5 protein-coding genes are annotated in these 25,974 nt (G+C 58.1%); 1 reads left to right on the plus strand and 4 read right to left on the minus strand.

Translation table 11 applies throughout. From position 1 onward, the window contains the following. Positions 1-21: 21 nt before the first annotated feature. From ET33_RS01540 to ET33_RS01550, 3 genes are all read right to left on the minus strand, one after another. Entirely contained in the window at positions 22-21,450 is a 21,429-nt protein-coding gene (locus ET33_RS01540) for a non-ribosomal peptide synthetase (protein ID WP_036675518.1), read from the minus strand. Positions 21,451-21,476: 26 nt separating this feature from the next. After that, positions 21,477-22,655: an ACP S-malonyltransferase gene (gene fabD, locus ET33_RS01545; protein ID WP_051775030.1), complete on the minus strand. Its 1,179-nt coding sequence runs from the start codon at positions 22,653-22,655 to the stop codon at positions 21,477-21,479. Positions 22,656-22,991: 336 nt separating this feature from the next. Then, positions 22,992-23,867, minus strand: a complete 876-nt coding sequence (locus tag ET33_RS01550; RefSeq protein ID WP_036675521.1) for a LysR family transcriptional regulator — start codon at positions 23,865-23,867, stop codon at positions 22,992-22,994. Positions 23,868-23,989: 122 nt separating this feature from the next. Here ET33_RS01550 and ET33_RS01555 point away from each other — a divergent pair, with 122 nt between their 5' ends. Continuing rightward, on the plus strand, positions 23,990-25,201 hold the full coding sequence (locus ET33_RS01555; RefSeq protein WP_036675524.1) for an MFS transporter: 1,212 nt from the start codon (positions 23,990-23,992) through the stop codon (positions 25,199-25,201). 253 nt (positions 25,202-25,454) lie between these two features. On the opposite strand, the gene ET33_RS01560 is transcribed toward ET33_RS01555, so the two are convergent. Beyond that, complete coding sequence (locus tag ET33_RS01560; RefSeq protein WP_036675526.1) at positions 25,455-25,940, minus strand: MarR family winged helix-turn-helix transcriptional regulator; 486 nt, start codon at positions 25,938-25,940, stop codon at positions 25,455-25,457. Positions 25,941-25,974 lie beyond the last annotated feature (34 nt).

A 25,974-nucleotide genomic window follows, 5' to 3' on the forward strand; every position in this document is an offset into this window, starting at 1 on the left:
CTGAAACAAGAGGGCTTTCCGTTAGCGTACGGAGTCCGCTCCAAGAGTTGCGCCCCGAACGATGTCCTGCAAGACGAGCCGGATCGCATGGACATTATGCTCAATATTGGCCGGTTCAAAAATGTCAAGGTGACCGCCAATCAATGCGTACTCCACGACCTCTTCCGTCGTCGTCTCGTTCCAATCCTCGGCTCTGGCAGCTTCTATTTCCGTAATGAAAGCGTGCAGGTTGGCTCGAACCACTCCGTCGTTGATCAATTGACCGCTGTATGTGCCATATGCCAAAATTTTGCTTCTGGCCTTTTCCCAGTCGTCCCGATTGGCCAAAAAGGACGCATTCCGTTCGGAGACGATTTCGAGCATGGCATCGACTCCCCGTTCCAGTTCTTCGCCGGAAAGTTTCTTCGTCCCATCCCGTCTATCAGCATCAAGCAACAAAATATCCGTTACCGCATATCCCCTGCGCTCCATCGTCTTTGCGACCTGATAGGCTAAACTGCCGCCCAGCGAGTAGCCTAACAGCACATAAGGCGCTTCGCGCTGAACGCTCACAATCGCATCGACGTACCGGTTTAACAGCTCCTCCTCATGGCGCCACCCTTCGATGAAATCGAACGCGTAGACGACATACTGATCTTCCAGCATCCTGGCCATTTCGCTATACACAAGCCCGTAGCCTGCCGAAGGAGGGAAGCAGAAAACGTTCATTCGTCCCCGCTCGTTCAGTTTCATCGGGCCGTCGCCGTCATCCTGGGCAAGCCCGGAAGAGAGCAGCGCCGCCATTTCTTCAATCGTCTGCGCGCCAATGACGGCACGCAGAGACAGCTCTGCCTCCATGACGGCGTTGACCTTTTCGGTCAGCTGCATCGCTTGGATCGAATGGCCACCAAACTCGAAGAAACGGTCTTTCACTCCGATGCGCGGGACTCCAAGGACCTCTTGCCACAGCTCCGCCAGCTTCGCTTCAACCGGCGTTCGCGGTGCCACGTACTCTGCCAATGCAAATGCATTCGCGGCGCCTTCCATGGAAAGCGAATGCACGGTCGCTCCTTGCGGCAGTTCCGCTGCCGTACCGACCAAGCCCGCCAGCCAATGCTCCTGTTCGGCGGGGGACAGCAGCTGAATCTCCTGCACCCGGACGTCCGGATTCGCCGCGAGTTGTTCCACGATCCGCATCCAGTGCCCTTGCAGGCGTTCCATCGCTTCATGTTCATATACTTGGGCGTTGTAATCGAATCGGATGCGCATGTCGTCTCCCACCTGCATGATGACTGTCAGATCATAGCTCGTCCGTCCCTCGTTCTGGAACCCTGCCATTTCCAGCCCTGCCCCCTTTGCCGCCGCTTCGGCCGCGACCAAAGGCTGGCTATCGGTTTCGAACACGAGAAGGTGGTTAATCAGCTCCCGTTTTGGATCGCTAAGCGCTTGGATTTCGTACAGCGGATGCATGGCATACTTTTCGGATGCGGCCTCCTGCTCCTGAACGCTCCGCAAGACGTCTGCCACCGTCGCCCCGGCCTCGCTGCGGATACGGACCGGAATCGTATTGCCGCATACTCCGATCATCGTTTGCATGCCCGGAACATGCGCCGGTCTGACGGGCACGACGGTTCCAAACACAACGTCGTCCGTGCCGTTATAGGCTTGCAGCAGCAGTCCCCACGACGTTTGGAGCAGCGTATTTACCGTCACCCGATACCGCTTCGCCGTATCTCGCAGTTTCCGGGTCAGCCGTTTTCCTAAGCTGCTTATCAGCCGTTCGGCCGTATACCCTGCCTCCTGCTGCTCCTGAGCCCGGACCCGCGGCAGCACGGCCTGATGGCGGTAGCCAGCCAAATAATGGCTCCAGTAAGCGGATGCCGCTGCAAGGTCCTGCCCCTCCAGCCACTCAATATACCGCCTGTATGGCGTGACCGCGCCCAGCTCCGGCCGGGCTTGCTTCCGGTAGGCGGAGTACGCCGCGAACACCTCTTCGATGATCCGCCCCATATCCCGGCCATCTATCACGATCTGATCGAAGCTCCACAAGAAACGGTACGTTTCGTTGCCGGTTCGCAGAATCGACACGCGCAATAACGGTTCTTCGCTCAACTCGAAGCCGCGGGCCTTGTCTGCCTTCGTGAGCGCATGGATATGAGCCTCTTGCTCGCTTTCCTTCCGCTCCCTCACGTCTTCATAAACAAAGCCGGCCGGGTTGTTACGGAACACCACCTGCAAAGGCAGACCGTTCCATCCGCTATAGAAGTTCGTCCGCAGCGCGTCATGCCGCTGCATGATGGCGTCCAAGCTTTGTTTGAACGCTCGGATGTTCAAACTCCCTCGTACGGTGAACACTGTTTGCCCCAAGTACGCCTCCGACTCCGGGTCCAACAGCCGGTGGTACAGTATCCCTTGCTGCATGGGCGTTAACGGGTACACGCTCTCGATCTCCCCGATCCGCCGCAGCCGTTCCGTCGCGGTAAGTCCTTTGAAAACGACGTCGCTTGGCGTCAACTCCGGCCTTTCTTTCGCCGCACAGTGCGCAATGATGTCCTGAAGGCTGGTATGAAGCAGCCCGGCCAGCCGCTCCATCGTTTCCCGCCGGTTCTGCTTGCCGCTGTAGCTGACGGTAAACGTCAGTTCTCCGCCTGCGATACCGCCGCTAATATCCAGCGCATGGGACCTTTCGGTTTGCCCGCTGATCTCCGAGCCACATGCAAAAGGCGATACTTGCAGCGCATTATGGGTTAAATCTTGATCGAACTGGCCCAAATAGTTAAAGCTGATTTCCGGCTTTGCCGCATCGCGGGCGTCCTCGGACGCTTCGGACAAATATTTCAGTATACCGTAGCCGATTCCTTTGTTCGGGATTTGTCGCAAGCTGTCTTTCACCCGTTTGATCCGGTAAGCGAGCGTATCGGAATCGCCCAAACCGCCACCTGCTCCCATCTCCAGCGCAACGGGATACTCGCTCGTAAACCAGCCGACGGTGCGCGTGATATCGATATCCGGCAGGATGGATTCTCTTCCATGTCCTTCCAGACTGACCCATACCCGCTCGATTCCCGTCCAGCGGTACACGGCCATCCCCAGCGCGGCCAGCAGCAGGTCGTTGATGTCCGTGTTATAGGCCCGGTGCGCCCGCTTCAGCAGCAGCTCCGTTTCCTCCCGCGTCCACTGCACCGTCACCGTTTCGCTATCCCGCATCAGCCCGTAGGCTTGTTCCTGCCCGGCTTGCGCAAAATCTCGCGGGAGCGGCTTGCACTCGAGCTGATCGAGCTGCTGCCAGTACGGCCGCTCCGCCTCTATCGCCGGACTGTTCGCATAGCCCGCCAGCTTCTCGGCCCACGTCCGAAACGCATCCGTCTTGTCCGGCAGCCGGATCGCCTGTCCGCTCACAGCCTGCTCATAGCCGGAAGCCAAATCTTCCAGTAAAATGCGCCACGATACTCCGTCGACAACCAAATGGTGAATGACGATCAACAAATGGTCCCCGTCCGCGCAGCGGAACAGCCCCAGCTTCATAAGCGGTCCCGTATCGAGTTCGATGCCGCTCTGGATTTCATTCGCGATTGCTTCGATCGCTTGCGCGACGTTGTCGGCTGCCTTCCGGAAGTCCATGACTTCCAAAGCGTACAGCTCGCCCTCGTCGATGCCGCGAGTCCATGCCGTATAGCCGTCTTCCGTCCGTCGGAATACCGTGCGCAGCGCGTCGTGATGCTCCGCCAGTTTCCGCACCGTCTTCCGAAGCGCCGCTTCGTCGTAGCCTTGCTCCCGGTACAACATGATCGCTTGATTATAGTGGTGCGGCGCAGCATCGTTTTGCCCGAAGAACCATGCTTGAATCGGCGTCAGCCGCGCCGAACCCTTCGCTTCTCCCTGGTCCGCGGTCCGGGTAATCGGCCTAACGTGCACGCTGAGCTCCGCAATCGAAGGATGAGCGAACAAATGTCTCATTTCCACCTTGTACCCGGCTTGATGCAGCTTCGCCGACACTTGAATCGCCTTGATCGAATCGCCTCCCAGCGCAAAGAAGCGGTCATTCACCCCGACCTTCTCGATTCCAAGCACCGCCTGCCAGACGGAAGCCAACGCTTGCTCCACGGCCGTGCGCGGAGCGACATAGTCCGTGCCCGCAGCCATGCTTTCCTTCGGAGCAGGAAGCGCTTTGCGGTCCACCTTCCCGTTTGGCGTCAGCGGCAGCTGCGGAAGCTGTACGAAGAACGATGGAATCATGTAATCCGGCAGCGTTTGCGACAGCGACTTCCTTAGTTCGCCTATCGCCAGCTCGCGGTCCGACACCACATACGCGCACAACTGCTTTTGTCCGGCTTCGTCTTCCCGTGCAATGACAACCGCTTCCTGCACGAATTCCGTTTTTAGCAGCTGCGCTTCCACCTCGCCCAGCTCGATCCGGTAACCGCGGATTTTCACCTGATCGTCGAGCCGCCCCAAATATTCGATGTTTCCATCCGGCAGCCATCTCGCCGCATCGCCCGTCCGGTACATCCGCCCGCCCGGCTCGAATGGGTCATCTACAAATTTCTCTGCGGTCAGCTCCGGACGGTTCAGGTACCCCCGCGCCACCCCGCGTCCGCCGATATACAGCTCGCCCGGCACGCCGGCCGGCTGCAGCGCCATGGCTGCGCTTAAAATATACATTCTCACGCCCGGGTATGGCTTGCCGATCGGCAAACTCCGGTATTCATGCGGATATAGATGCGATCCGACGTCCCCCGTCTGCTGAACATAATAACTTGAATCGACGCACGCTTCCGTTACCCCGTAGCTGTTTACGATCCGTATCGATGCACCGAACCGGTCGTTTAATTGCTGAAAATCGCCTACCGGACATTGATCCGAGCCGACAATGAGCGTTTTCAGGAAGCCGATATCCCGCCCGTGCTCATACACGTCATTCATCAGCGGAATGACAAGCGCCGGGGTCGCATCGAACATCGTGACGCGGTGCTGACGCAGTAGCCCGTAAATCGCCTCCGGGTCGTGCCGGGCGTAGCCTGGGCATACGATGAGCTGGCCGCCATTCAGCAGCGACCGCACGATATCGGCCGTAAACACGTCGAATGAGAAGCTCGCCCACTGCAATAGCCGTACCGGTTCCTCCCGCAGCCGATACTCCTCCCTCCACGCTTCGGACAAAGCGATTACCTGCCGGTGCTCGATCATCACGCCCTTCGGTTTCCCCGTCGTTCCCGACGTATAGATGACGTAGGCCAGATGATGCGGCTGCGCTGCGGGTACCAGGTTTGTTCCGTCGGCATCATAGGCTTCGGCAGCATCCAGGAACAACACTTTCTCCGCCGCATCCGCCGCACGTTCCTGCAAGCGGTGATGCGTCAGCAGCAACAGCTGTGCTCCCGAATCGTCCAGCATGTAGCGAACCCGCTCTTCGGGATAGTCCGGATCGATCGGCACGTAAGCGGCTCCCGCCTTCAAAATCCCGAACATTCCGACGACCATCGCAAGCGAGCGCTCGGCCATGATGCCGACGGTTTGGTCTGGCCGCACCCCTTTGGCCCGCAAGGTACGCGCAAGCCGATTCGCCTGCTCGTTCAGTTCGCGGTAAGTGAGCCGCTCGTCCTCGCAAATGACCGCCACTTGATCCGGCGTCCGCTCCGCCTCCTCCTCCAGCAACTGATGAATTGTCTTCTCCTGCCAATCGCAAGATGCGGCACCGACTCCGCTATCGGCGGATGCGCCCGTTAGCAGCGCCTTTTCCTCCGGCGTGACGATCTCGAAAGACGACAGCTTCGCCTCAGGAGCCGCCAGAATACCGTCGATGAGCTGCATGAAGTGACCGGCCATTCTCCTGATCGTATGCACGCTGTACAGCGAGCTGGCGTATTCGATGCTGCCCGTAAGCGCCCCCGTCTCTTCTTCCGCTATTTGGAAACTAAGATCGAACTTCGCCGTCTTCGACTCCATTTCATATGGCTTGAGTTCCAACCCACGTACGGTGCGTTGTTCCACCACCTCATGCTGCATGTCAAACATCGTGTCGAACAGCGCATGACGGCTCAAATCCCGCGTAACGCCTACTTTCTCGACCAGCGCTTCAAACGGGTAGTCCTGATGCTCGAACGCTTGGAGCGACATGCCCTTGACCCCCTGCAAGTAATCCAGGAACGTCTTCTCCCCGACCGGATAGCTGCGGAGCGCCAGCGTCCCGACAAACATGCCGATCAGTCCGTCCACATCCGCATGCGTCCGGCCCGCCACCGGGGTGCCGACCACGATATCTTCCTGCCCCGTGTATTTGTACAGCAGCGCCGTGTAAGCCGCCAGCGTCACCATATACAGTGTCGTGCCGGTTGCGCTCGCAAGCTGCCGCAGCGCGTCGCTTCGTTGCGAACCAAGCGCGAAGGGAACAAGCCCTCCCTCAAAGCGCTGCACGGCCGGACGCGCGTAATCCGTCGGCATATCCAGCACAGGGAGTTCGCCCTGGAACACATTCAGCCAGTACGCTTCCTGACTGCTCATCCGCTGCCCGGTCAGTTCCGCCTGCTGCCACGCCGCGAAATCCTTGTAATGGATGCGCAGCGGCGGCAGCGTCTCCCCGCCGTATAACCGGCCGAACTCGTTTATTAAAATGCCCATCGACAAGCCATCCGAGACGATATGATGCATATCGAACAGCAGCAGATGACGCTCCGGCTCCGCACCCGGCTTGTCCTGATCCAACCGGATCAAGCCCACCCGCAATAACGGCGGCTGCCGCAAATCGAACGGCCGGACGAAGCGGCGGATGCGCTCCAGCGTATCCGTTTCCCCGCCGTTGCTCTCGGCGTAGTCTACGGCAAACGCCACTTCGGATTCGGGATACACCCGCTGGAACGGTTCGCCGTCCACCAGCTCAAAGCCGGTCCGCAGCGTCTCGTGACGCCGGATGAGCCCGCGGAACGCCTCCTCGAACCATTCCCGGTCCAGCGAGCCTTCCAGCAGCATGACCCCCGGCATGTTGTAGCTCGTTTCCCCGCCTTCGAACTGCTGCAAGACGTACAGCCGCTTTTGTGCTGAAGATACGGGGTAATACGACTGCACGGGCGCAACCGGTATGACTGTAAATGTCTGCTGCTGGAGCCCCTCGATGACAGCCGCGAGCTGTTCAATGGTCGGGGTGCCGAACACGTCCTGCAGCGGCACATTTACATGCAATTCTTTTTGGATATGGGCCGCCAGCCTCATCGCTCGGAGTGAATGACCGCCGAGCTCGAAGAAGTTATCCCTGATCCCGACGCTCGGCACCCCAAGCACCTCTTGCCACAGCTCCGCCAGCTTCGATTCCACCGGCGTCCGCGGAGCAGCGTACTCTGCGCCTGTAGGCACGATACCCTCCGGCGCAGGCAGCGCTTGGCGGTCGATTTTGCCGTTCGGCGTCAGCGGCATCTCCTCAAGCTGAACTAGGAAGGACGGCACCATATAGCCCGGAAGCTCCCGCGCCAGCTCGCTGCGCAGTGCGCCAGACGTCTGCTCCCCATCAGCAGTAAAATAGGCGCACAAATACGTTTGCCCGGTTTCGTCCGTTCGTGCCAGAACGATCGCCTCTTGTACCGCTGCCACCTTCAGCAGCTGCGCTTCAATCTCGCCGAGCTCGATGCGATAGCCGCGGATTTTGACCTGATGATCGATCCGGCCCAAATATTCGATGCTGCCGTCCGGCAGCCAGCGGGCCAAATCGCCCGTCCGGTACATCCGCCGTTCAGGGGCGAACGGAACCGGCATGAATTTGTCCGCCGTCAGGTCGGGGCGGTTCAGATAGCCTCTGGCCAGACCGATACCGGCGACACAAAGCTCCCCGGCCACGCCGATCGGAACAAGCCCGTTATGCGCACTCAGAATAAAGACTTGATGATTTGGAATCGGCCGGCCGATAGGTACCGTCTTTTCTATCCGCGAATGGTCCGTATAAGACCACGCGGTCGAACAAATGGAATCCTCGGTTGGGCCGTAGTTGTTAAAATAGCGAACGTGGTCCTTCCACTGCTGAACAAGCTCACCGGAGGATGCGGAACCCGCCGTAATGAGCGTCCTCAATTCGGGCATATGCTCGGGATTCAAGTATACGGCATAGGTCGGAGGCAAAGTCGCCACCGTTATCCCGTGATCACGGACATATTGTTCAAACAGACGGTAATCCGCTATGACGGAAGCATCGGGCACATACAGCGCTGCCCCGGTCAGTAGGCCCATGGTCATTTCCCAGCACGACGCGTCGAAGGAGAAGCTCGCAAACTGTACAATGCGATCCTTTGTCGTAATGTGAAGGGATTGTTCAAAAAACAGTTTGTTATTGCACACGCCTTGATGCTCAACCATCACGCCTTTCGGCTTGCCGGTCGTACCTGACGTATAGATGACATAAGCCAGCTGATGCGGACCGACAGCCACTCCGGGACGAGACGCGTCGCCGCTATAGCTGCGTTCGTCATCCAGCAGGAGCAGTTCGCCGCCGAACGCCGTGCGCTCCCGCAAATGCGATTGCGTCAGCAGCAGCCGTGCTCCGGAGTCGCCGAGCATGTAGCGGATGCGTTCCTCCGGGTATTCGGGATCGACCGGGACATATGCGCCGCCCGCTTTCATGACACCAAGTACGGCCGTAACCATGTCCAGCGACCGCTCGGTCATAATGGCGACCAGCTGCTCGGCGGCCACCCCTTTGGCCAAAAGCGTGCGCGCCAGCCGGTTCGCCCGCTCGTCCAGCTCCCGGTACGTAAGCTGCCGGTCTTCAAACACAACCGCAATCTGGTCCGGCGTCAGCGCCGCCTGCCGCTCGAACAGTCCGTGGATCGTCATGTCCGCAGGGTATGGCAGCGCCGTTTCGTTGAACGTCTCCAAAATTTGCGCCAGCTCATGGACGGTAAGGATGTTCAAGGATGACAGCTTCGCTTCGGGAGTCTGAATGATTTCTTCGATCAGTTGAATAAAATGCCGCGCCATGCGCGAGATCGTTTCCCGTTGGAACAAACGGTCGCCATATTCGATGCTGAACGCAATGCCGCCCGCTTCCTCGGCCGCGGTAAAGGTCAAGTCAAACTTCACGATAGGATGCTCGCTCTCGTGCGGACTTACACACAACGATGTAAACCCGGGTACGACCGTCTCCGTATTTTGCAAAACGAACATCGTATCGAACACGGGATTGCGGCTCATGTCCCGCTTCATGTTCAGTTTCTCCACCAGCGTTTCGAACGGATAGTCCTGATTCTCGTACGCTCGCAGCGCCAGCTCTTTCACTTCCTGCAAGTAGTCTAGGAACGTCTTCTCTCCCGCCGGATAGCTTCGCAGCGCCAACGTTCCTGCAAACATCCCGATCATCGGCTGCAGATCGGCATGCGGTCTGCCTGCGATCGGCGTTCCGACGATCATATCTTCCTGCCCGCTGTATTTGGACAGCAGCGTCGTATAGGCGGCAAGCAGCACCATAAACAAGGTTGCTCCCGCCTGCGAGCCGAGCCGCTTCAACCCGTCCGCCTGCCGCGAATCGATCGCGAAGGACAGCGTACCGCCGGAAAAGCTGCGGACGGGCGGTCTCGCATAATCGGTCGGCAACTCGAGAATCGGAAGCTCCCCACCCAATCGCTCCAGCCAATACGCTTCCTGCGTGCTCATCCGTTCACTGTCGCTGTCCACCTGCTGCCATACCGCATAATCCTTGTATTGAATGCGCAGCGCCGTCAATTCGTTGCCCTCATACAGCTGCGCCAGCTCTTCCAGCAGAATGTTCATCGACACGCCGTCGGAAATCAAATGGTGCATATCAAACAGCAGCCGGTGGCGCTGTGGCGCTTCTTCCACCAAAGCCGCCCGCAGGAGCGGCGCTTTCCCCAGATCAAACGGCCGGATAAAGCCAGTTATCGCCGCTTCGGCCTCCCCTTCCCCACTTACCTGGATACGTTCCAGCGTAAAATCCGCCGTCTCCGCAATGCGCTGAACCGGCTCGCCGTCCGCTGCCAGCTCAAAGGAGGTGCGCAGCGTGGCATGGCGACGGAGCAGCCCGCGAAACGCCGCTTCAAGCCGCGCCGCAACCAGCTCGCCTTCCATCAGCAGTTCGCCCGGCATGTTGTAGCTGGTCGCTGCTCCTTCCAGTTGGCTCAAAATGTATAACCGTTTTTGCGCCGAGGAAAGCGGATATGCGTCCTGCTGCCCGGCGACGGGAATGTCGCCATAAGGGCTAGGCTGCAATTGCTCAATCGCCTGCGCCATCAGCTCAAGCGTCGGATGCTGAAACATTTGCCGCAGCGACAGCGATACGTTCAGCGACTGGTGAATTTTCGCGCCCAGCGTGGTCGCCCGCAGCGAGTGGCCGCCGAGATCGAAAAAGTTGTCCTTGACGCCAACGGCGGCGGACAGGCCGAGCACTTCTTTCCACAGCTCCGACAGCTTCGCCTCTACCGGTGTGCGCGGAGCGACGTATTCCGCGTCCGTAACAAGTCCGACCTCCGGCGCCGGCAGCGCTTTGCGGTCGACTTTGCCGTTAGGCGATAGCGGAAGCTCCGCCATGACAACGATAGCCGTCGGCACCATGTAGTCCGGCAGCTTGCGGCGCAGCTCGCTGCGCCATAGCCCCGGGAGCTCGCTGTCGGACGCCGCCCCCTCCCTCGCCTCCTCTTCCGGCACGGCATAAGCGACGAGCCGGACGTCCCCGGGCAGGTCCTCCCGGGTCATCACGAACGCGTCTTTGACGCCTGCGCATTCCCGCAGCGCCGCTTCAATTTCGCCCGGCTCGATCCGGTAGCCCCGCAGCTTGACCTGATGGTCGATCCGGCCCAAATATTCGATCGTTCCGTCCGGCAAATAACGTGCCAGATCTCCTGTTCGGTACAGGACCGGCGCCAGCTCGTCCCCGTACGGATTCGCCACGAATTTGTCCGCCGTCAGCTCTGCGTCGCCGACATAACCTCCGCCGACCTGCACCCCCGCGATGCACAGCTCGCCAGGCAGCCCCATCGGCTGCAAGCCCAGTTCCCGGTTCAAAATATATACGCGTGTGCCAGCCACCGGGTGGCCGATCGGCACCGGCTTGCCGACCAGAGACGGCATATTCGTCAAACGACCGTACACTGTCACATCCGTACACTCCGTCGGGCCGTATGTATTGACTACCTCGGCCCGGCATGCTTCCGACGCCGTCCATGCCGTGAGGCGGTCGGCCGCAATCGGTTCCCCGCCGAGGAAGACGTGCCGCAGTGTCGCGAGCGGACCATATCTCGCTGACGCGGTGATGTCCAGCAGTGGATAAAACGCGCTCGGCGTCCCGTTCAACAGCGTAATCCCATGCCGCTCGATCAGCGACACCACTTCGCCGGCATCATACGGACCAGACGGCAATAGCACTAATTGGCCTCCGGTCACGAGCGGGGCAAAAATGTTCTTTTGCGTAAGGTCGAAGCTGGGCGACGAGATCATCAGCACCCGGTCCTCTTCCATCATGGCAAATTCGCAGGTGTACCACTGCAGCAGATTTTCGAAGCCAGACCGGTAGACGCTCGCTCCTTTCGGCGTCCCAGTGGAACCGGAAGTAAAGATTACATACATCAAATGCCCGGACCCCGCCTTGCTGTCCGGGTTATGTTCAGGCTCCGCTTCCAGTCCCGCCGTCCCGTCATCAAGGCAGACGACCGCCAAATCAGGCCGTACCGCGAGCCCTTCCGCCCACGCGAGCTTTGTTACAAACGCCTTCACTCCCGCGCGCTCCGTCATATAGCCAAGCCGCTCCGACGGCAGCGCCGGGTCCAGCGGCACATAAGCGCCGCCGGCTTTCAGCACGGCGAGCAGCCCCGCTACCAGCTCCGGACTGCGGTCCAAGCAGACGCCGACCGGCGTATCCGGCCCGACGCCGAGCGCTTGCAGCCGATGCGCCAGCCGGTTGGCTTGGCAATTCAGCTCCCCGTACGAAATCGTCCGCCCGCCGAACACAAGTGCCGTCCGTTCCGGCGTCCGGGCGGCCTGCTGCTCGAACCGTTCGCAGATCGTTCCAACCGCCGGGTACGATAGCGCCGTCTCGCCGGAAACGCGCTGAAGCTGCCGCTTTTCCGCATCCGTCAGCATATCGATATCGGAGAGCCGCAGCTCTTGCCCGTTGATGACCCCCTCCAGCACACGGACGTAATGCTCCGCCATCCGCCGGATCGTTTCCGGCTTGAACAGCTTCGTCGCATATTCCCAGGTGCAGGAAAGTCCTGCCTTATCCGCCGTCACGCTTAAGGAAAAGTCAAATTTCGACACGCCCGGGTTGAGCTCTTCCGATTCGAACGTCAGACCGCTCGCTTCGAGCGTGTGTACCGCTTCGTTTTGCAGCATAAACATCGTGTCGAAAATCGGGTTGCGGCTCAAATCCCGCACGAGTTCGAGCTTCTCCGTCAGCTCGTCAAACGGATAGTCCTGATGCTCGAAGGCGAGCAGCGACTGACGCTTGACGTCCTGCAAAAATTCGCCGAACACTAGTTCTCGTTTCGGTCGATTCCGCATGGCGAGCGTCCCGACGAACATCCCGATCACGGCTTCCGTATCCGCATGTTTTCTGCCGGATACCGGTGTCCCGACGATGATATCGTCTTGTCCCGAATAGTTGGCGAGCAGGACATTGTACGCCGCCAGCAGCACCATATACAGCGTCGTTCCCGACTCCTGCGCCAGCTTGTAAAGCGATGCCGTCAGCTCGGGGTCCAGCTTCTGAGAGAAGGTGTCTCCTTCAAAGCTTTGCAGCTGCGGGCGCGGATAATCGGTCGGCATGTTCAGCACCGGAAGCTCGCCACCAAGCTCGCTTAACCAATACGCTTCCTGCTGCTCAAAGGCGCCTTCGGCGATCCGGTTCTGCTGCCAGACAGCATAGTCTTTGTAATGCACGTTTCTTGGCGCCAGCTGCCTTCCCTGATACGTTTGAAGCAGCTCGTCCAGCAGCACCGCCATCGAAAATCCGTCAGCCACAGCATGATGCATATCGACCAAAAGCATAAAGCGGTCGACTGCAAATTGCAGCAGCTCGGCGCGGAACAACGGAGCCAGACCGAGATCGAACGGTCGGACAAACCGCGCTCGCGCTTCATCCGCCTCTTCTTCGCTAATCCGTGTCACCTGAACGTCCAATACGGCGTCCGGGCTGATTTTCTGAACGATCTCGCCATCCTCCAGCACAAAATAAGTGCGCAGCGACTCATGCCTCCCGAATACGTGCCGGAGCGCTTCGATCAAACGCGCCGTATCCAGCTCCCCTTCGATCTTAAGCTGCCCGGAAATGTTATATGTCGTGCTGTCGCCTTGCTGATGCAGTACGTACATACGCTTTTGCGAAGACGACACGGGGTACGCCTCCTGTGGCTCCACCGGTTCTATCGGCGCGTAGGCGCTCTTTTCCCCGCCCCGGATATATCGGACCAGTTCATCAATGGTCTGAAGCTCGAACAGGTGACCGAGCGGAATATGTACCTGAAATTCCTTGTTCACCCTAGACAAAATTACCGTTGCTTTCAGGGAGTCCCCGCCTAGCTGGAAAAAGTTATCACGACGGCCCACGTTCGCCGCCCCAAGCACTTCTTTCCAGATGCGGACCAGCGTCTCCTCCGTAACGTCTCCTCCGTGAACATCGGAGGCTGAGGCAAAGCCGCCCCCTTCCCCGGGCTCCGGCAGCTGCGCCCAGTCCGGCTCTCCGCTTGGCATAAGCGGGAGGCTTGCCATCTTGACCACGTAGCGGGGCTGCGTGTAATCCGGGAGCGCTGCGCTCATCGCTTGCTTGAGCCCGGACTCCTCCCAAGGGTGCGACGGATCGACAACGATGTATGCGGTCAGATCAGCAGCGGTGTCCGTATCTGCTTCAGAGCGAACGGTGAAGACGCAAGCGCGAAGACCGAACGCACGACGTACGTGCTCCTCCAACTGCTGGAGGTTGACTTGATGTCCGCGAAGCCGGACAAAACGGGACGTTTTCCCGACAGGCGTCAGCTTTCCGTCTTCCGCATAATGCACCCATTCCCCGGTGCGAAGGAAGGAGTCCCGGGAATTCCGGGAACTCCCGTCCGCAGGCCGCACGATATACAGCTCCCCCATCGTTCCTGACGGAACCGGCTGAAGGTATGCATCCAGCACGCAGGGATAGCTGCCTTCCGCATCGGCAAGGGCGGCCCAGGCCGCCCATTTTTGCGCGATTTCCCCGTCATCCAGCAAGGAAAGCCCGGAGATGTGCAGCGACTGCTCCTGTGCGATCGTATGCAGCAAATGCACATAGTATCTCGTCCATGTCCGGACCGTTTCGGCCGGGAACAAATCGGCGCTGTAATCGAAATCGAGCCGCAGCTCGCTTCCGATCTCGATCGCATTCAGGAAAAGCTCGTATTTGCTGTACGAAATCGGATTCGGCAGCAGCTCGGCATCCAGCTCATGGAAGCGTAGCCTCGGCAGACGGTCCATATTGAAGACGGCCGTGATCGCCGGCAGATGCCCGAGCCCCCTTTCCGCCAAGGCGGCGAAGCTGTAGGGCTGAAACGGTTCGATTTCGTTCATTCCGTTTTTGACGGCTTGCGCATATTCGGCAAACGTAAGCTCCGGCTTCACCTCGCTCGCGACCGGCAGCAGATTGACGCAGTTGCCAACGAGCGAGAACGCCTCCATCTGCGCTTGTCCGGCTGTCGGAATGCCCACCGTGATCTGCTGCAGCCCGGTCAGCCGGTGCAGAAACAGCTGGAACGCGGACAGCAGCGTCACGAACAAGCTGCTGCCCAGCCGGATGCTGGCCGTTTTAAGCTCCTTCGCGAGCCGGCTGTCCAGCATGACCGTATGCCGGCCTCCACGGGAAGTCGGAACCGACGTTCCCCGCCGGAGCGACGGCAGCTCCAGCACCGGAAGCCGCCTGTCGGACAAAGCCGCCCAGTACGCTGCGGCCTCCCGGCTTTCCGGCTGCTCAAGCTTATGCCGCTGCCAAGCGGCATAGTCCCGGAAAGCGGCGGGAGTAGGGAGCGCCCAGCTCTCCTGCCGTACGAGCGCGGAGTAAATACGCTCCAGCTCCTGGATGAACACGCCCATGGACCAACCGTCGGCGATCAAATGATGAAAAGTAAACAGCGCAATATGCTCGTCCTTGGATTTTTTCAGCAGACAAATGCGAAACAACGGCTCGCCCGCCGACATGGCGAACGGTGCTTCTGCATTCCGGTCCAGCCATTCGCGCTGGCGCTGCTTTTGTGCCCCGACGGCGAAGTCGCTCACATCGAACAGTCGAATGCGGATCGTCATCTCGGGTGCAACAACCTGCGTCTCCCCGTCTCCGCTCATATAGGTGCGCAGCGCTTCGTGCCGCCGGACGACGGCATTTACCGCTTCGCTCCACGCTTCGATGTGCAGAGGCCCGCGCAGCCGAAGCAGTGCGGTCTCGTGCAGCGATTGCGCCTCGCTCCGGCCGGACATCGAAGCGAACCATAGCTGCTTCTGCTCCGGCGTCAAAGCAATGACGGCGTCCTGCCCTTTATCCCGCGATTCCGTCCTAGGCACGGACCACTTACCCGGACCGCTCCCATCCGGAGGCACATCCGGCAAGAAACCGCCGTCTCGCAGCTCCCGGATGCTGTCTTTCACCGCCTGTACGATCCGTCGGATATCCGATTCCGAGTGGGCCGTCGACAGGAAGCAGTTGCGGCCCTCCCAGATATAGACCCCTTTATCGAGCATATGATAGAAGAACAGCTCCAAATCGCCTTTGAGCACGAAGCGGAACAAAGAACCGAAGTGAACGATTTTCATCGGTACGTTGTCTTGGACGAAATAGTCGTTCAGCTCCGCCGCCAAGGCGGCCGTTCTGGCGTTCAATTTGGCCTGCAGCTTCCCTCCGCTTTGTTCAAGCTTCTCCAGCACGGCCAAGGCTGCCGCCATCGCCAGCGGATGATGGCAGAAGGTGCCGGCAACGAACGTCCGACGCTCCTCCTGCCGTGGATATGAATCGTCACCGAAGCGCCAGAAGCCGCCGTCGATTCCGTCCATAAACGCCGCCTTCCCGCCCACGATGCCGATCGGCATGCCGCCTCCGATGACTTTGCCGTAGGTCACTAGATCGGCTTGGATGCCGAACCACGCCTGCGCGCCTCCAGAATGCACGCGGAAGCCCGTAATCACCTCGTCGAAAATGAACGCGGTGCCCGACTGCGCCGTAATCCGACGGATCTCCGTCAGAAACGCCTGCGGCTGGAAGTCGGGCCGCCGGCTTTGCACCGGTTCCACGAGCACGGCCGCCAGCTCATGCGCATGCGCGCGAAGGTAGGCCAGCGCCTCTTCCGTGCCGTAATTCAGCACGACCACATCGTCGACCATGTGCTGCAAGATGCCCGGCGCCAAAGGCACGGAATGCTCTTGATCCGCTCCGGCGCTGCCGAGCGCCAGCACGCCGTCGAACGTGCCGTGGTACGATCCGGCAAAAAGGACAACCTTGGCCCGTCCGGTTGCCGCCCGGGCCAGACGCAGCGCCACCATCACGGCTTCCGTGCCGGTGTTGAACAGCGCGATGCGGTCTACACCCGTCATTTTGCATATGCCTTCGGCTACCTGTCCAGCCAGATTGGACATCGGACCGACGCACATGCCGTTTTGCAGCCCGGCTTCAATTTTTTCCCGAATGAAATCCGGGTTGTGCCCGAATAAATTGACGCCGAAGCCCATAGTCAGATCGATATATTCGTTTCCGTCCAGATCCCAGATTTTAGAGCCTTCGGCGCGTTCCGCCACAATCTGGTACACCATTTCCTTCAGCACGGGCCGGAAACCGGCCACATTGCGGTTGTTCGCATAGACGGGGCGGTATCTCTGCGTATATTCCTTCGTCCGGCGGGTGCGAGCCGTATACCGTTCGATCAAATCGCGCAGATGCTTCTCTTGGCGGAACGGCATCGATTCGCGCGCTTTCACGTCAATCGTCTTGAAGGGCGCGAACGGCTTCGCCTCGGCGCTGTCCGGCTGACGTACGGCGGAAACACTTGATGCGGCCGCCACCTCCCTGCTCGCATCGGCATGCACGAGGCTGTCCGGCCGGGAAACAACGCTAGGCACAGGTAATGCGGCCTGCTCGCGCAGCACGGCTGGTGAAGGCGCCGGATGCAGCCGCAGCATGTCGAGCTGCTGGGACATCAGGCGGAGCTGCTGCTCCATGATGCGCTCCACCCCGGCAGAGGCGGCGCTCCCTGGAAGCGGCAGATGCGGTTCCGCTGCAGCAAGAGGCGCTTCCCAATCGCCGGACGCAGGTGCGGGTGCCTGGCTTGACGGTTGGGCCACCGCCCCACCGACTTCGGCAAGCCTGTTCCCCTCCTCCCGGACTTGCGGGACAAGAGGCTGCGTCAGCGCCGGATGCTGCGCGATGTAATCCGTTAACAGCTCCAGATTCGTTAACGATTCGAAGAAGCTGTTCATCGGAATATCCAGTCCGAACGTATTTTTAATACCGTGCTGCACCTGAGTTAAGACGATCGAGTCCAGTCCGAGCTCCAGAAAGTGCGTTTGCGGTTGAAGCTCGTCCATGTCAAGCTGCGATACGTTACGGATCATCTGCATCAGGGAAATTCTGACCGACTGCCGATGGAGATCGGAGACGGCCTCTGTGCCGGAATGGTCGTTCATCGGTTTAACACGCTCCTCTGCTATCTCAGCTATCGCAGCCAAGGTTGCCGTCTTGTTGCTGCGCCCCGGCCGTACTGCGGGCACATCGATCCAGCATCTTTTCCGTTCGAACGGGTACGTGGGCAGCGACACCCTCGGATAACGCCGATCCGCGTACAGCGAGCTCCAGTCGATCTTCGCTCCCCGTACATACTCTTGCGCTACTTGCGCCACTCCTTCCAACGTATCCCAGCGCAGAAGCCCCGTCTCCGTCTCGCCGGACGTACTCTCAGCCGTTCCGCCGGATCCGCTCCGATATACGCCTTCCTCCGCCAAGCCTTCGCTATGCAGCCGAATCACTTTCGTCCGCAGCTCGGCAGCTCCGGCAGCGGTCACCGCAATCCGGTGCGTCAAGTGGCTCCGCCCCGTATTCGCCGTAAAGCATACGCTGCGCATATCCAGCTCCGGCAGGCGTTCAAACAGCTCCGCATACCGCCCGACCATCGCCCGCAGCGCGGTTTCGCTGCGCGCCGACAAGGTCAACAGCATCGGCCCGCTGTCGGGTGAACTCGGCAGCTCCGGCGCCGTATTGTCAGGAGCATACTCTTCCAGCACCATATGGCAGTTCGTCCCGCTGAATCCGAACGAACTGATGCCACATCTTCTCGGAATCCCGTCCGGCTGCCAGTTTTTCAGCTCCGTATTGGGGTAAACCGGCGATTCCTCGAAGCTGATCTTGCTATTCGGCTGACGGAAATGCACCAAAGGGGCAATTTGCCGATGCTGAAGCGACAGCACCGCTTTGATCAAACCGGCGATCCCCGCTGCTTCGTATAGATGACCGATGTTCGTTTTCACCGTGCCCAGGGCGCAAAACTGCTTGCGCTGCGTTTGTTTGCGGAACGCTTTCGTCAAGCCGTCGATTTCGACGGGATCGCCCAGCTTCGTCCCCGTCCCGTGCGCTTCGATGTAAGTGATCGTTTCCGGATCGACGCGCGCGCTGCGCCAAGCCTGCGCAATCACTTCCGCTTGCGACGAGGCGTTCGGAGCGGAGATGCCGACCGTGCTGCCGTCCTGATTGATCGCGCTCCCTTTAATAACCGCGACAATGTTGTCCCCGTCCTGCACGGCTTTGCGCAAAGGCTTCAGAAGCACGGCTCCGACACCCTCGCCCCAGCCCGTTCCGTCCGAGTTGTCGTCGAACGCTCTGGCCCGGTCGTCGGAAGATTCCATGCCGATGCCCGCCTTGTGCGGCAGCATAATAGTTTTGACGCCGCCCGCCAGCGCCATCTCGCAATCCCCGCCGAGAATCGCCTGGCAGGCGAGATGCACCGCGACGAGCGAAGACGAGCAGGCAGTGTCGACCGTGACCGCAGGACCTTTCAAATCAAGCAGGTAAGCGATGCGGCTAGAAATGATCGACGGCAGGTTGCCGATCACAAAATGAGGCAGCGCTTCCGGCGCGACTTCCGTCAGCAGGCGCTCGTATTCAAAGCTCGTTTTGGAAAATCCGACGTATACGCCGACTTTTTTGCCGGACAACGGGGTTCCGCCGTATCCCGCGTCTTCGATGGCGCTCCACGCCGTCTGGAGAAAAAGACGCTGGTTCGGGTCCATCAGCGAAGCTTCGCGTGGCGTCAGCCGGAAGAACGAGTAGTCGAACGTATCGATCTCGTCCAAATAACCGCCCTCCACCGGTCGAAGATCCCGATCTCCGGTATGCAGATGAGCGATATAGGACTCGGCGTCCTTCGTTCTTTTTTCGTTAAAAGGTCCTATGCAGTCTTTGCCTTCCGCCAGATTCGCCCAGAACTGCTCCAGCGTATCTGCTTGGGGAAACTTGCCAGCCATGCCGATGATCGCAATATCCCGGTCTCTTGGATCTCCCGCCTCGGGTTCGTGCTCTGCAGACGCCTCCTGCTCTCCTTCGGCAATATAGGCAGCCAGCTTCGCGATGGTGGGATACGAAAAGAAATCGGTCACGGCGATGTTCACGCCGAGCTGGCTTTCCAACTGCTCCGCCATTTGCGTCAGCTGCAGCGAATTCGCGCCAAGATCGAAGTAGCTTTCGTCGGTGCCGATGGCATCGGTCTGCAAAATTTGCTTGCAGATGTCCAGCAGCTTGCGCTCCACTTCGTTCTGCGGAATAGCGACGGGCCTTGCCTCTTTTTCCTTCCGCAGCAGCTCTGCCAACTGCTTCGAGACCGGTTGAAACTGCCCGGCTTCGTACTCCTGCGCCAGCTTGAAGCGCTGCACCTTACCGCTCGTTGTTTTGGGGATGCGCCGGATCGGCACGATATCGTGAAGCTCCCAGCCGCCCCGATAGTTCAGATGCTTCCTTAGCCGTTGGGCAACCGGAGCGAAATCCCCGACCTTCTTCGTATGCATCACGAGGACGACAATGCGGTCCTGCCGGGCCTCGGCGTCATGAACGCCGCACACCGCTACCTTGCCAAGCTCCACGCCGTCGACTTCCTCGGCGACCCGCTCGATATCGTGAGGATAAACGTTCTGGCCGTTCACGAAAATAATATCCTTCGCCCGCCCGGTAATGACCAGCCGCCCGCTGCGCATAAAGCCCAGATCGCCGGTTTTGAGCCAGCCGTCCGCCGTCATCACTTTGGCCGTCGCCTGCGGGTTGTTGTAATAGCCGCCGGTCACATTTTTACCGCTGATTTGAATGTGCCCGATCACGTTGTCGGCCAGCACCGTATCGTCATCGCCGCAGATGCGGATATGGCTGCTTGCGAAAGGAGAACCGACATCGACGAAGGTTACGCAGCGATTGTCAGAAGGCTCGATGGGCACGACCGCTTCGCCGATGTTCAGCCGCTCCCGGTTCAAATGTACGGGAAGATACATTTCTTCGAGCGGTGGATAGGAAAGGCCGACGCAGGCTTCCGCCATCCCATAAACGCACAACATCGCCGATCTCTGGAGCCCGTGCTTCTCCATGGCATCAAGGAACTGATCGCAAACTTCGGTAGAAATCGGCTCTGCGCCGTTGTAAACGATTCGAATGTGTGACAAATCCCAGTCTGCAGCCGTCTCAGGCTTATATTGGGCCAGGAAAAATTTATAGCCGAAGTTCGGAGAGCAGATCTGGGTCACTTGGTGCTCGGACGCCTTTTTCAACCATAAGGTCGGGCGCCGGATAAAAAGCGCCGTCGGCATAATGTACTGATTGGCATTGCCGATGACGCAGGTCAAGTGAAAAGCGATCAACCCTAAATCATGCGTCAAGGGCATCCAGCCGAGGTAGCCGTCCCGCTCGTCCATGTGCGCCCCCAATGCCGCATCGCGAATATTGTGAACCAGATTTTCATGCGTCAGCATGACTCCTTTCGGATCGCCCGTTGACCCGGAGGAGAACTGAATGAAGGCAAGCTGCTCCGCTTTGGCCGGATAAATAACCCCTCTATTCTGAGAGGAAAAATCAAGTTTATCTGTAAATAAAACCGTTTGCTTCATCGCTTCGAACGAATGTTGCAGTTCGCTTTGTCCGACGTACTTCTCCAGATGGTCCAGCGCTTTGGCATCGCTCATCAGATAAGGCCGGTTCAGCATCCCCCATATTTTGAACAGCTTCATTTTGTGCTCGTCGTTGTTGCCTACCGTGACGGGCACCGGAATGATGCCTCCGAGCAGGCAGCCCCAGAACACCGACAAGAACGTGCGGTTATCGTCGATCTGCATCAGCAATTCATCCCCGGGCTTCATGCCGCTGCTCTGCAGCTCGTGCAGCGCGCAGAGCGCCCGGTCGAACAAGGTGCCGTAAGACTCGTACTCTTCCTCCCGGTCTCCGGAAATGTAAGTGATGCCTCTTGTTGCCAGCTTGCTTCGGTCCTGCAGGACGTCGATTAACGTTTGAAACTGATCCATCGTATCCCTCCGCAACTAGGTTGAAGTCATAGAGAACGCTTTTTTCCTTCCGGTCCCCGCTTGGTCTGCAGTACAAGATTCATGCAATCCAATGCTTCCTTTCTTTGCGCATGAGCCTGAGCTCCTGTGATACCGCTTTCTTTTTCATTTTGCAGCATTTCCTTCAGCCTGCGCACAGGCTGCATCACGCCGGTATGGTACTCCTCCTCGTTCCAATTGGCATTGGGCGCAGCTACCGCTTCCGACAGGCAACGGGCTATAAAATCGTGAAGCGGAAACAGCCGGGCCAATTGGACGGCGTCCTCTTCCCGCTCGAAAGCGAACGTCCGGATCTTATCGGTCATATCTTTCGCCAAATTTTTCAAGACGGACCGTGGACCTAATTCGACGGCCAGCTCCACCTTCTGCTCCTCCAAATACCGCATCGTTTGCAGCCATTTGACTGGATGTGTCATCTGTAAGATCAAGCCGTCCCGGATTTGCTCCGCATTGGCATACGGGAGCGCCGTCACGTTGGATATGACCGGCCATTGGCTTTCCCGGAACGTATACTTTCGCATCACGCCGGACAAACGCTCCGCAGCTTGCGACATCAGCGGACTGTGAAACGGACCGCTGACCTGCAAACGGGTAACTTGAGCGCCTCTCAGCTCCGCTGCGATCGTTACCCGGGCAACGGCTGCTTGATGGCCTGTCAGCACATACTGCCGTGGCGAATTGTAGCAACCGATGGCAACGGGCTGATCCGGCAACGAATGCTTTTCGCACAATGCTTCCAGCGTCTCAAGCGCCACGCCCCGCACGGCGGCCATTTCGCCCAGACCGGCATCGGCGGCCTCCTGCATAGCAATTCCCCGCTGCTGCACCAGGCGCAAGGCGTCCGCAAACGAGAGAACACCGCTGCTCACCAGCGCGGAGTATTCCCCGAGGCTGTGTCCGGCGGAAAGCACGGGAACGATGCCGATCTCTTGCCTGTACTGTTCCAAGGCAATGACGCTTACCGTCAGCAGAGCCGGCTGCGTATACTCCGTTCTCGACAGTATGGCGGCGCTGCCTTCGGTGCAGATCGACTTCAAGTCATACCCGAGGATGTCATTCGCTTCCTCGAACCATCGGTCGGCGCCTTGAAATTTTTTGGACCAAACTTTGCCCATTCCTTCGTATTGGGACCCTTGACCTGGAAATAGTAAGGCGACACGCTTCATGTCTAACCCCTTTCCGAGCACCGACATAAGAACCATGGAATGCTTCTACAAGAAGCTGTTAGCTAAATCGTAGGATGAGTGATTTACAAATGAAAACGAAATAGGAAATGCAGTATGCTGAAGTCACGAAGCTGAGGAGTGAGTGATGGAGGGTGCATGTTTCAAACAAAAAACCATTAACTGCCATTAAATCTTGATTCATGTAATTATTAAATATATTACATATTTTATGATAGATTATAAGATAGAGCACAAAGATGTCAATCCAATTAATTACAAATTAAGAATTAATTCATAAATAATTTAGGCAACATAACCGCCAGTAGGACGGTTACGTCAGCTTCTGAAATAATCGATGACAAAATCCCGGAACCGCTCCGCCGCAGGCGACAGGTAACGTCCTTCGATCCAGCCGATGCCGATCACCCGGCGGCACTCGGGCCAACGTACGCGCAGGAATGAAATGTTGGCGCGTTCGATTCCTTTCGTGTCGGGGATGACGGCAACGCCAAGCCCGGCCGCGACGAGCCCGGCGATCGTATGGACTTCGTCCCCTTCGAATCGGATATCGGGAGCGATTCCGGCTTGCTCGAACAGCTTGTCGGTAATTTTTCGCAGTCCGTAGCCTTTCTTGAACGAAATCAGCGGCTCGCTGCGTATTTCCTCCAGCAGAACGGATTCGGAAGCGGCAAGCGGGTGATCTTTAGGAACGATAACAAATAACTCTTCGTTCCATAGCGAGACCCATTGCATGTGCTTCGTTTCTTGAGGGGCAGCCATACAGAGGTCAATCCCCCCTGCCGAAAGCTGATCCAGAAGGAACTGGGTGCTGTTTTGATGCAGTTGAAAATGGATCTGCGGGTAAGCCGAGCGAAAGGACCGGATGACATCCGGAATCGAGTGGACGCCGAGCGTATGAAGAAATCCCAAGGATACCTCCCCATGCTCCGGATGAATCAAATCCTCCAGCTCCCGCTTGCACTCTTGATATTCGCTCATGATCCGGTTGACGCGGTTCAAAAACAGTCGTCCATACCGGTTGAGCACGATCGCCCGGCCGCTGCGCTCGAAGAGCGGGACGCCGAGCTCTTTCTCCAGCCGGGCAATCGAGCGGCTTAAAGCCGGCTGGGTAATACATAGCGTCTGCGCCGCTAAGGTCATATGCTGCAAACGGGCAACCGTGTGAAAATACTCGAGCTGCTGCCATTCCATTCCGATCCCTCCGTTTTCTCATTACACAAAAAACATCGTTATAATAAAAACAATGCATTAGACAGCACTCCTTGTCAATCCTATACTTAAATTGTCAATTCAACGGATGGAGGCGCCACAAGATGAACTATATCGAACTCGGTAGCCGGGCGCATCGGAAGGCTTCGGTCAGCATGCTGCTGGGGAGCATCGTCACGTTTGCCATATTATACAGTCCGCAGCCGCTTATCAGTTTATTTTCGCAGCAGTATCAGCTTTCGCCGGCCACCGCCAGCGCTTCGATTTCGGTAACGACCATCGCCTTGGGGATGAGCTTGCTGTTTTTCACAGTCGTCTCCAATATCTGGGGCCGAAAAGGAATCATGAGCCTCTCGCTGCTGCTCACTTCGATATTCGCCATCGCTTCGGCCTTTATTCATGATTTTCAGGCTTTCCTCGTATTGCGGTTTCTGGAGGGCATCAGCATCGCAGGGTTTCCGTCGATCGCCATGGCTTATTTGAACGAGGAATTTTCGCCCCGGGCCATCGGGAGAGTCGTCGGGGTCTATGTGGCCGGAACGGCTATAGGCGGTTTCATAGGCCGGATTATCATCGGAGGATTGACCGATCTCTTCAATTGGCAGTTCGCCATGCTGATGATGGGGATCGTCAGTTTGCTGCTTAGCTTGTGGTTCTGGTTCTATCTCCCGGCCTCCGGCAACTTTACCCCTAGCAAAACGTCCGTACGGCAGTGGCTTGCCGGGATGCGAGCCAGTCTGGGCGATAAAAATCTGCTGTCCATGTTTGTCACGGGCTTCCTGCTGATGGGCGGTTACATCACGGTATTGAACTATATCGGTTACCCGCTTACGCAAGCGCCGTATCATGTCAGCCAAACGATTTTCGGCTTTCTGTTCGTAGTCAATCTGGTAGGGACCTGGAGCTCGATCTGGTTCGGGAAGCTGGCGGACCGTTATTCTCGAAGGCGGGTTATCGGCCTTGCGATTGCCATTTTTATTCTGGGCGCACTGATGACGTTAAGCAGCCTTCTTGCCGTCAAGGTATTGGGGATTGCGGTCGTCGCGTTCGGCTTTTTTGCCGGTCATTCGGTGGCGAGCGGTTGGGTAGGCGTATTGGCGGTAAAAGATTTCAAAGCGCAGGCTTCTTCCTTTTACTTGCTGTTTTATTATGCGGGGTCGAGTTTGGTCGGCTGGTCGGGCGGCTTCTTTCTGAACCGGTTCGGCTGGAACGGTCTGGTTTATTATACTTGCGCCTTGCTGATGGTCTCGATGCTGGTCTCATCGCAGGTGAAGCCGAAAGCAGAAAAGAGGGGGCTCTCCCCCTCAGAATGTTGACAAAATGGTCAAATGAAATAATAGAGGTTACGAGGGGGCGGGGTATCCACTTCCGACCGCTCTTGTCATCGGGAAATTTTGATTGGAAGCCGCTNNCGCTATCGCTTCTCCAGTGGATACTCCGCCTCCGTATGCATCTCTATTTTTATAAAGCCCTCTTTCTCAACAAGCTCAGGGGGCTCTCCCCTTCTTGAACGCTCCTTACCATACAATAAGCTTAGCTTCCGCCGGCGTGCGGGTTTTCGTTGACCGCTCAGTAATCCCATTCCAGCAAATCCTGCAGCAGCTCCCGGGCAAAGGCCAGTTGCTCCGGCGTATATTTATCCAATAAGAGCATAAACCGCTGCTCGATCTCGCCATGTACCCGGTCATGAATTTTGTACAGCTTCTGGCCTTTGGCCGTTAAGCGGAAATAAACTTCTTTCTTATTGTCGTGAAGCTGCTGCTTTTTGATCAAATCCGAGGCTAGCAGCTTTTGGGTGATCCGCGTGACGGAACCTTTCGTCAAATCGGTTTTCTCCGAAATCGTCGTCACGTTGATGGGCCCATGATCCCCAATACAGGCGATCAGGTGAACCTCGGACAAATGGAGATCCAGCTTCTGGCCCAGCTCGGATTCTACCTTCTGCTTCTCTTCTCCGAATCGGACGGCAAATTTGCTGTCTCTCGTCTCCTGCTGCGTGATAAGTTCTAGGAAAAGCTTGAAAATCCACTGCTTGTTAAGCTCGGTTTTGGACATCGGTTTAGGGTCTCCTCTTCGCGCATCATCTCCT

Origin of the sequence: Paenibacillus tyrphae (assembly GCF_000722545.1) — a bacterium.
GTDB lineage: Bacteria > Bacillota > Bacilli > Paenibacillales > NBRC-103111 > Paenibacillus_G > Paenibacillus_G tyrfis.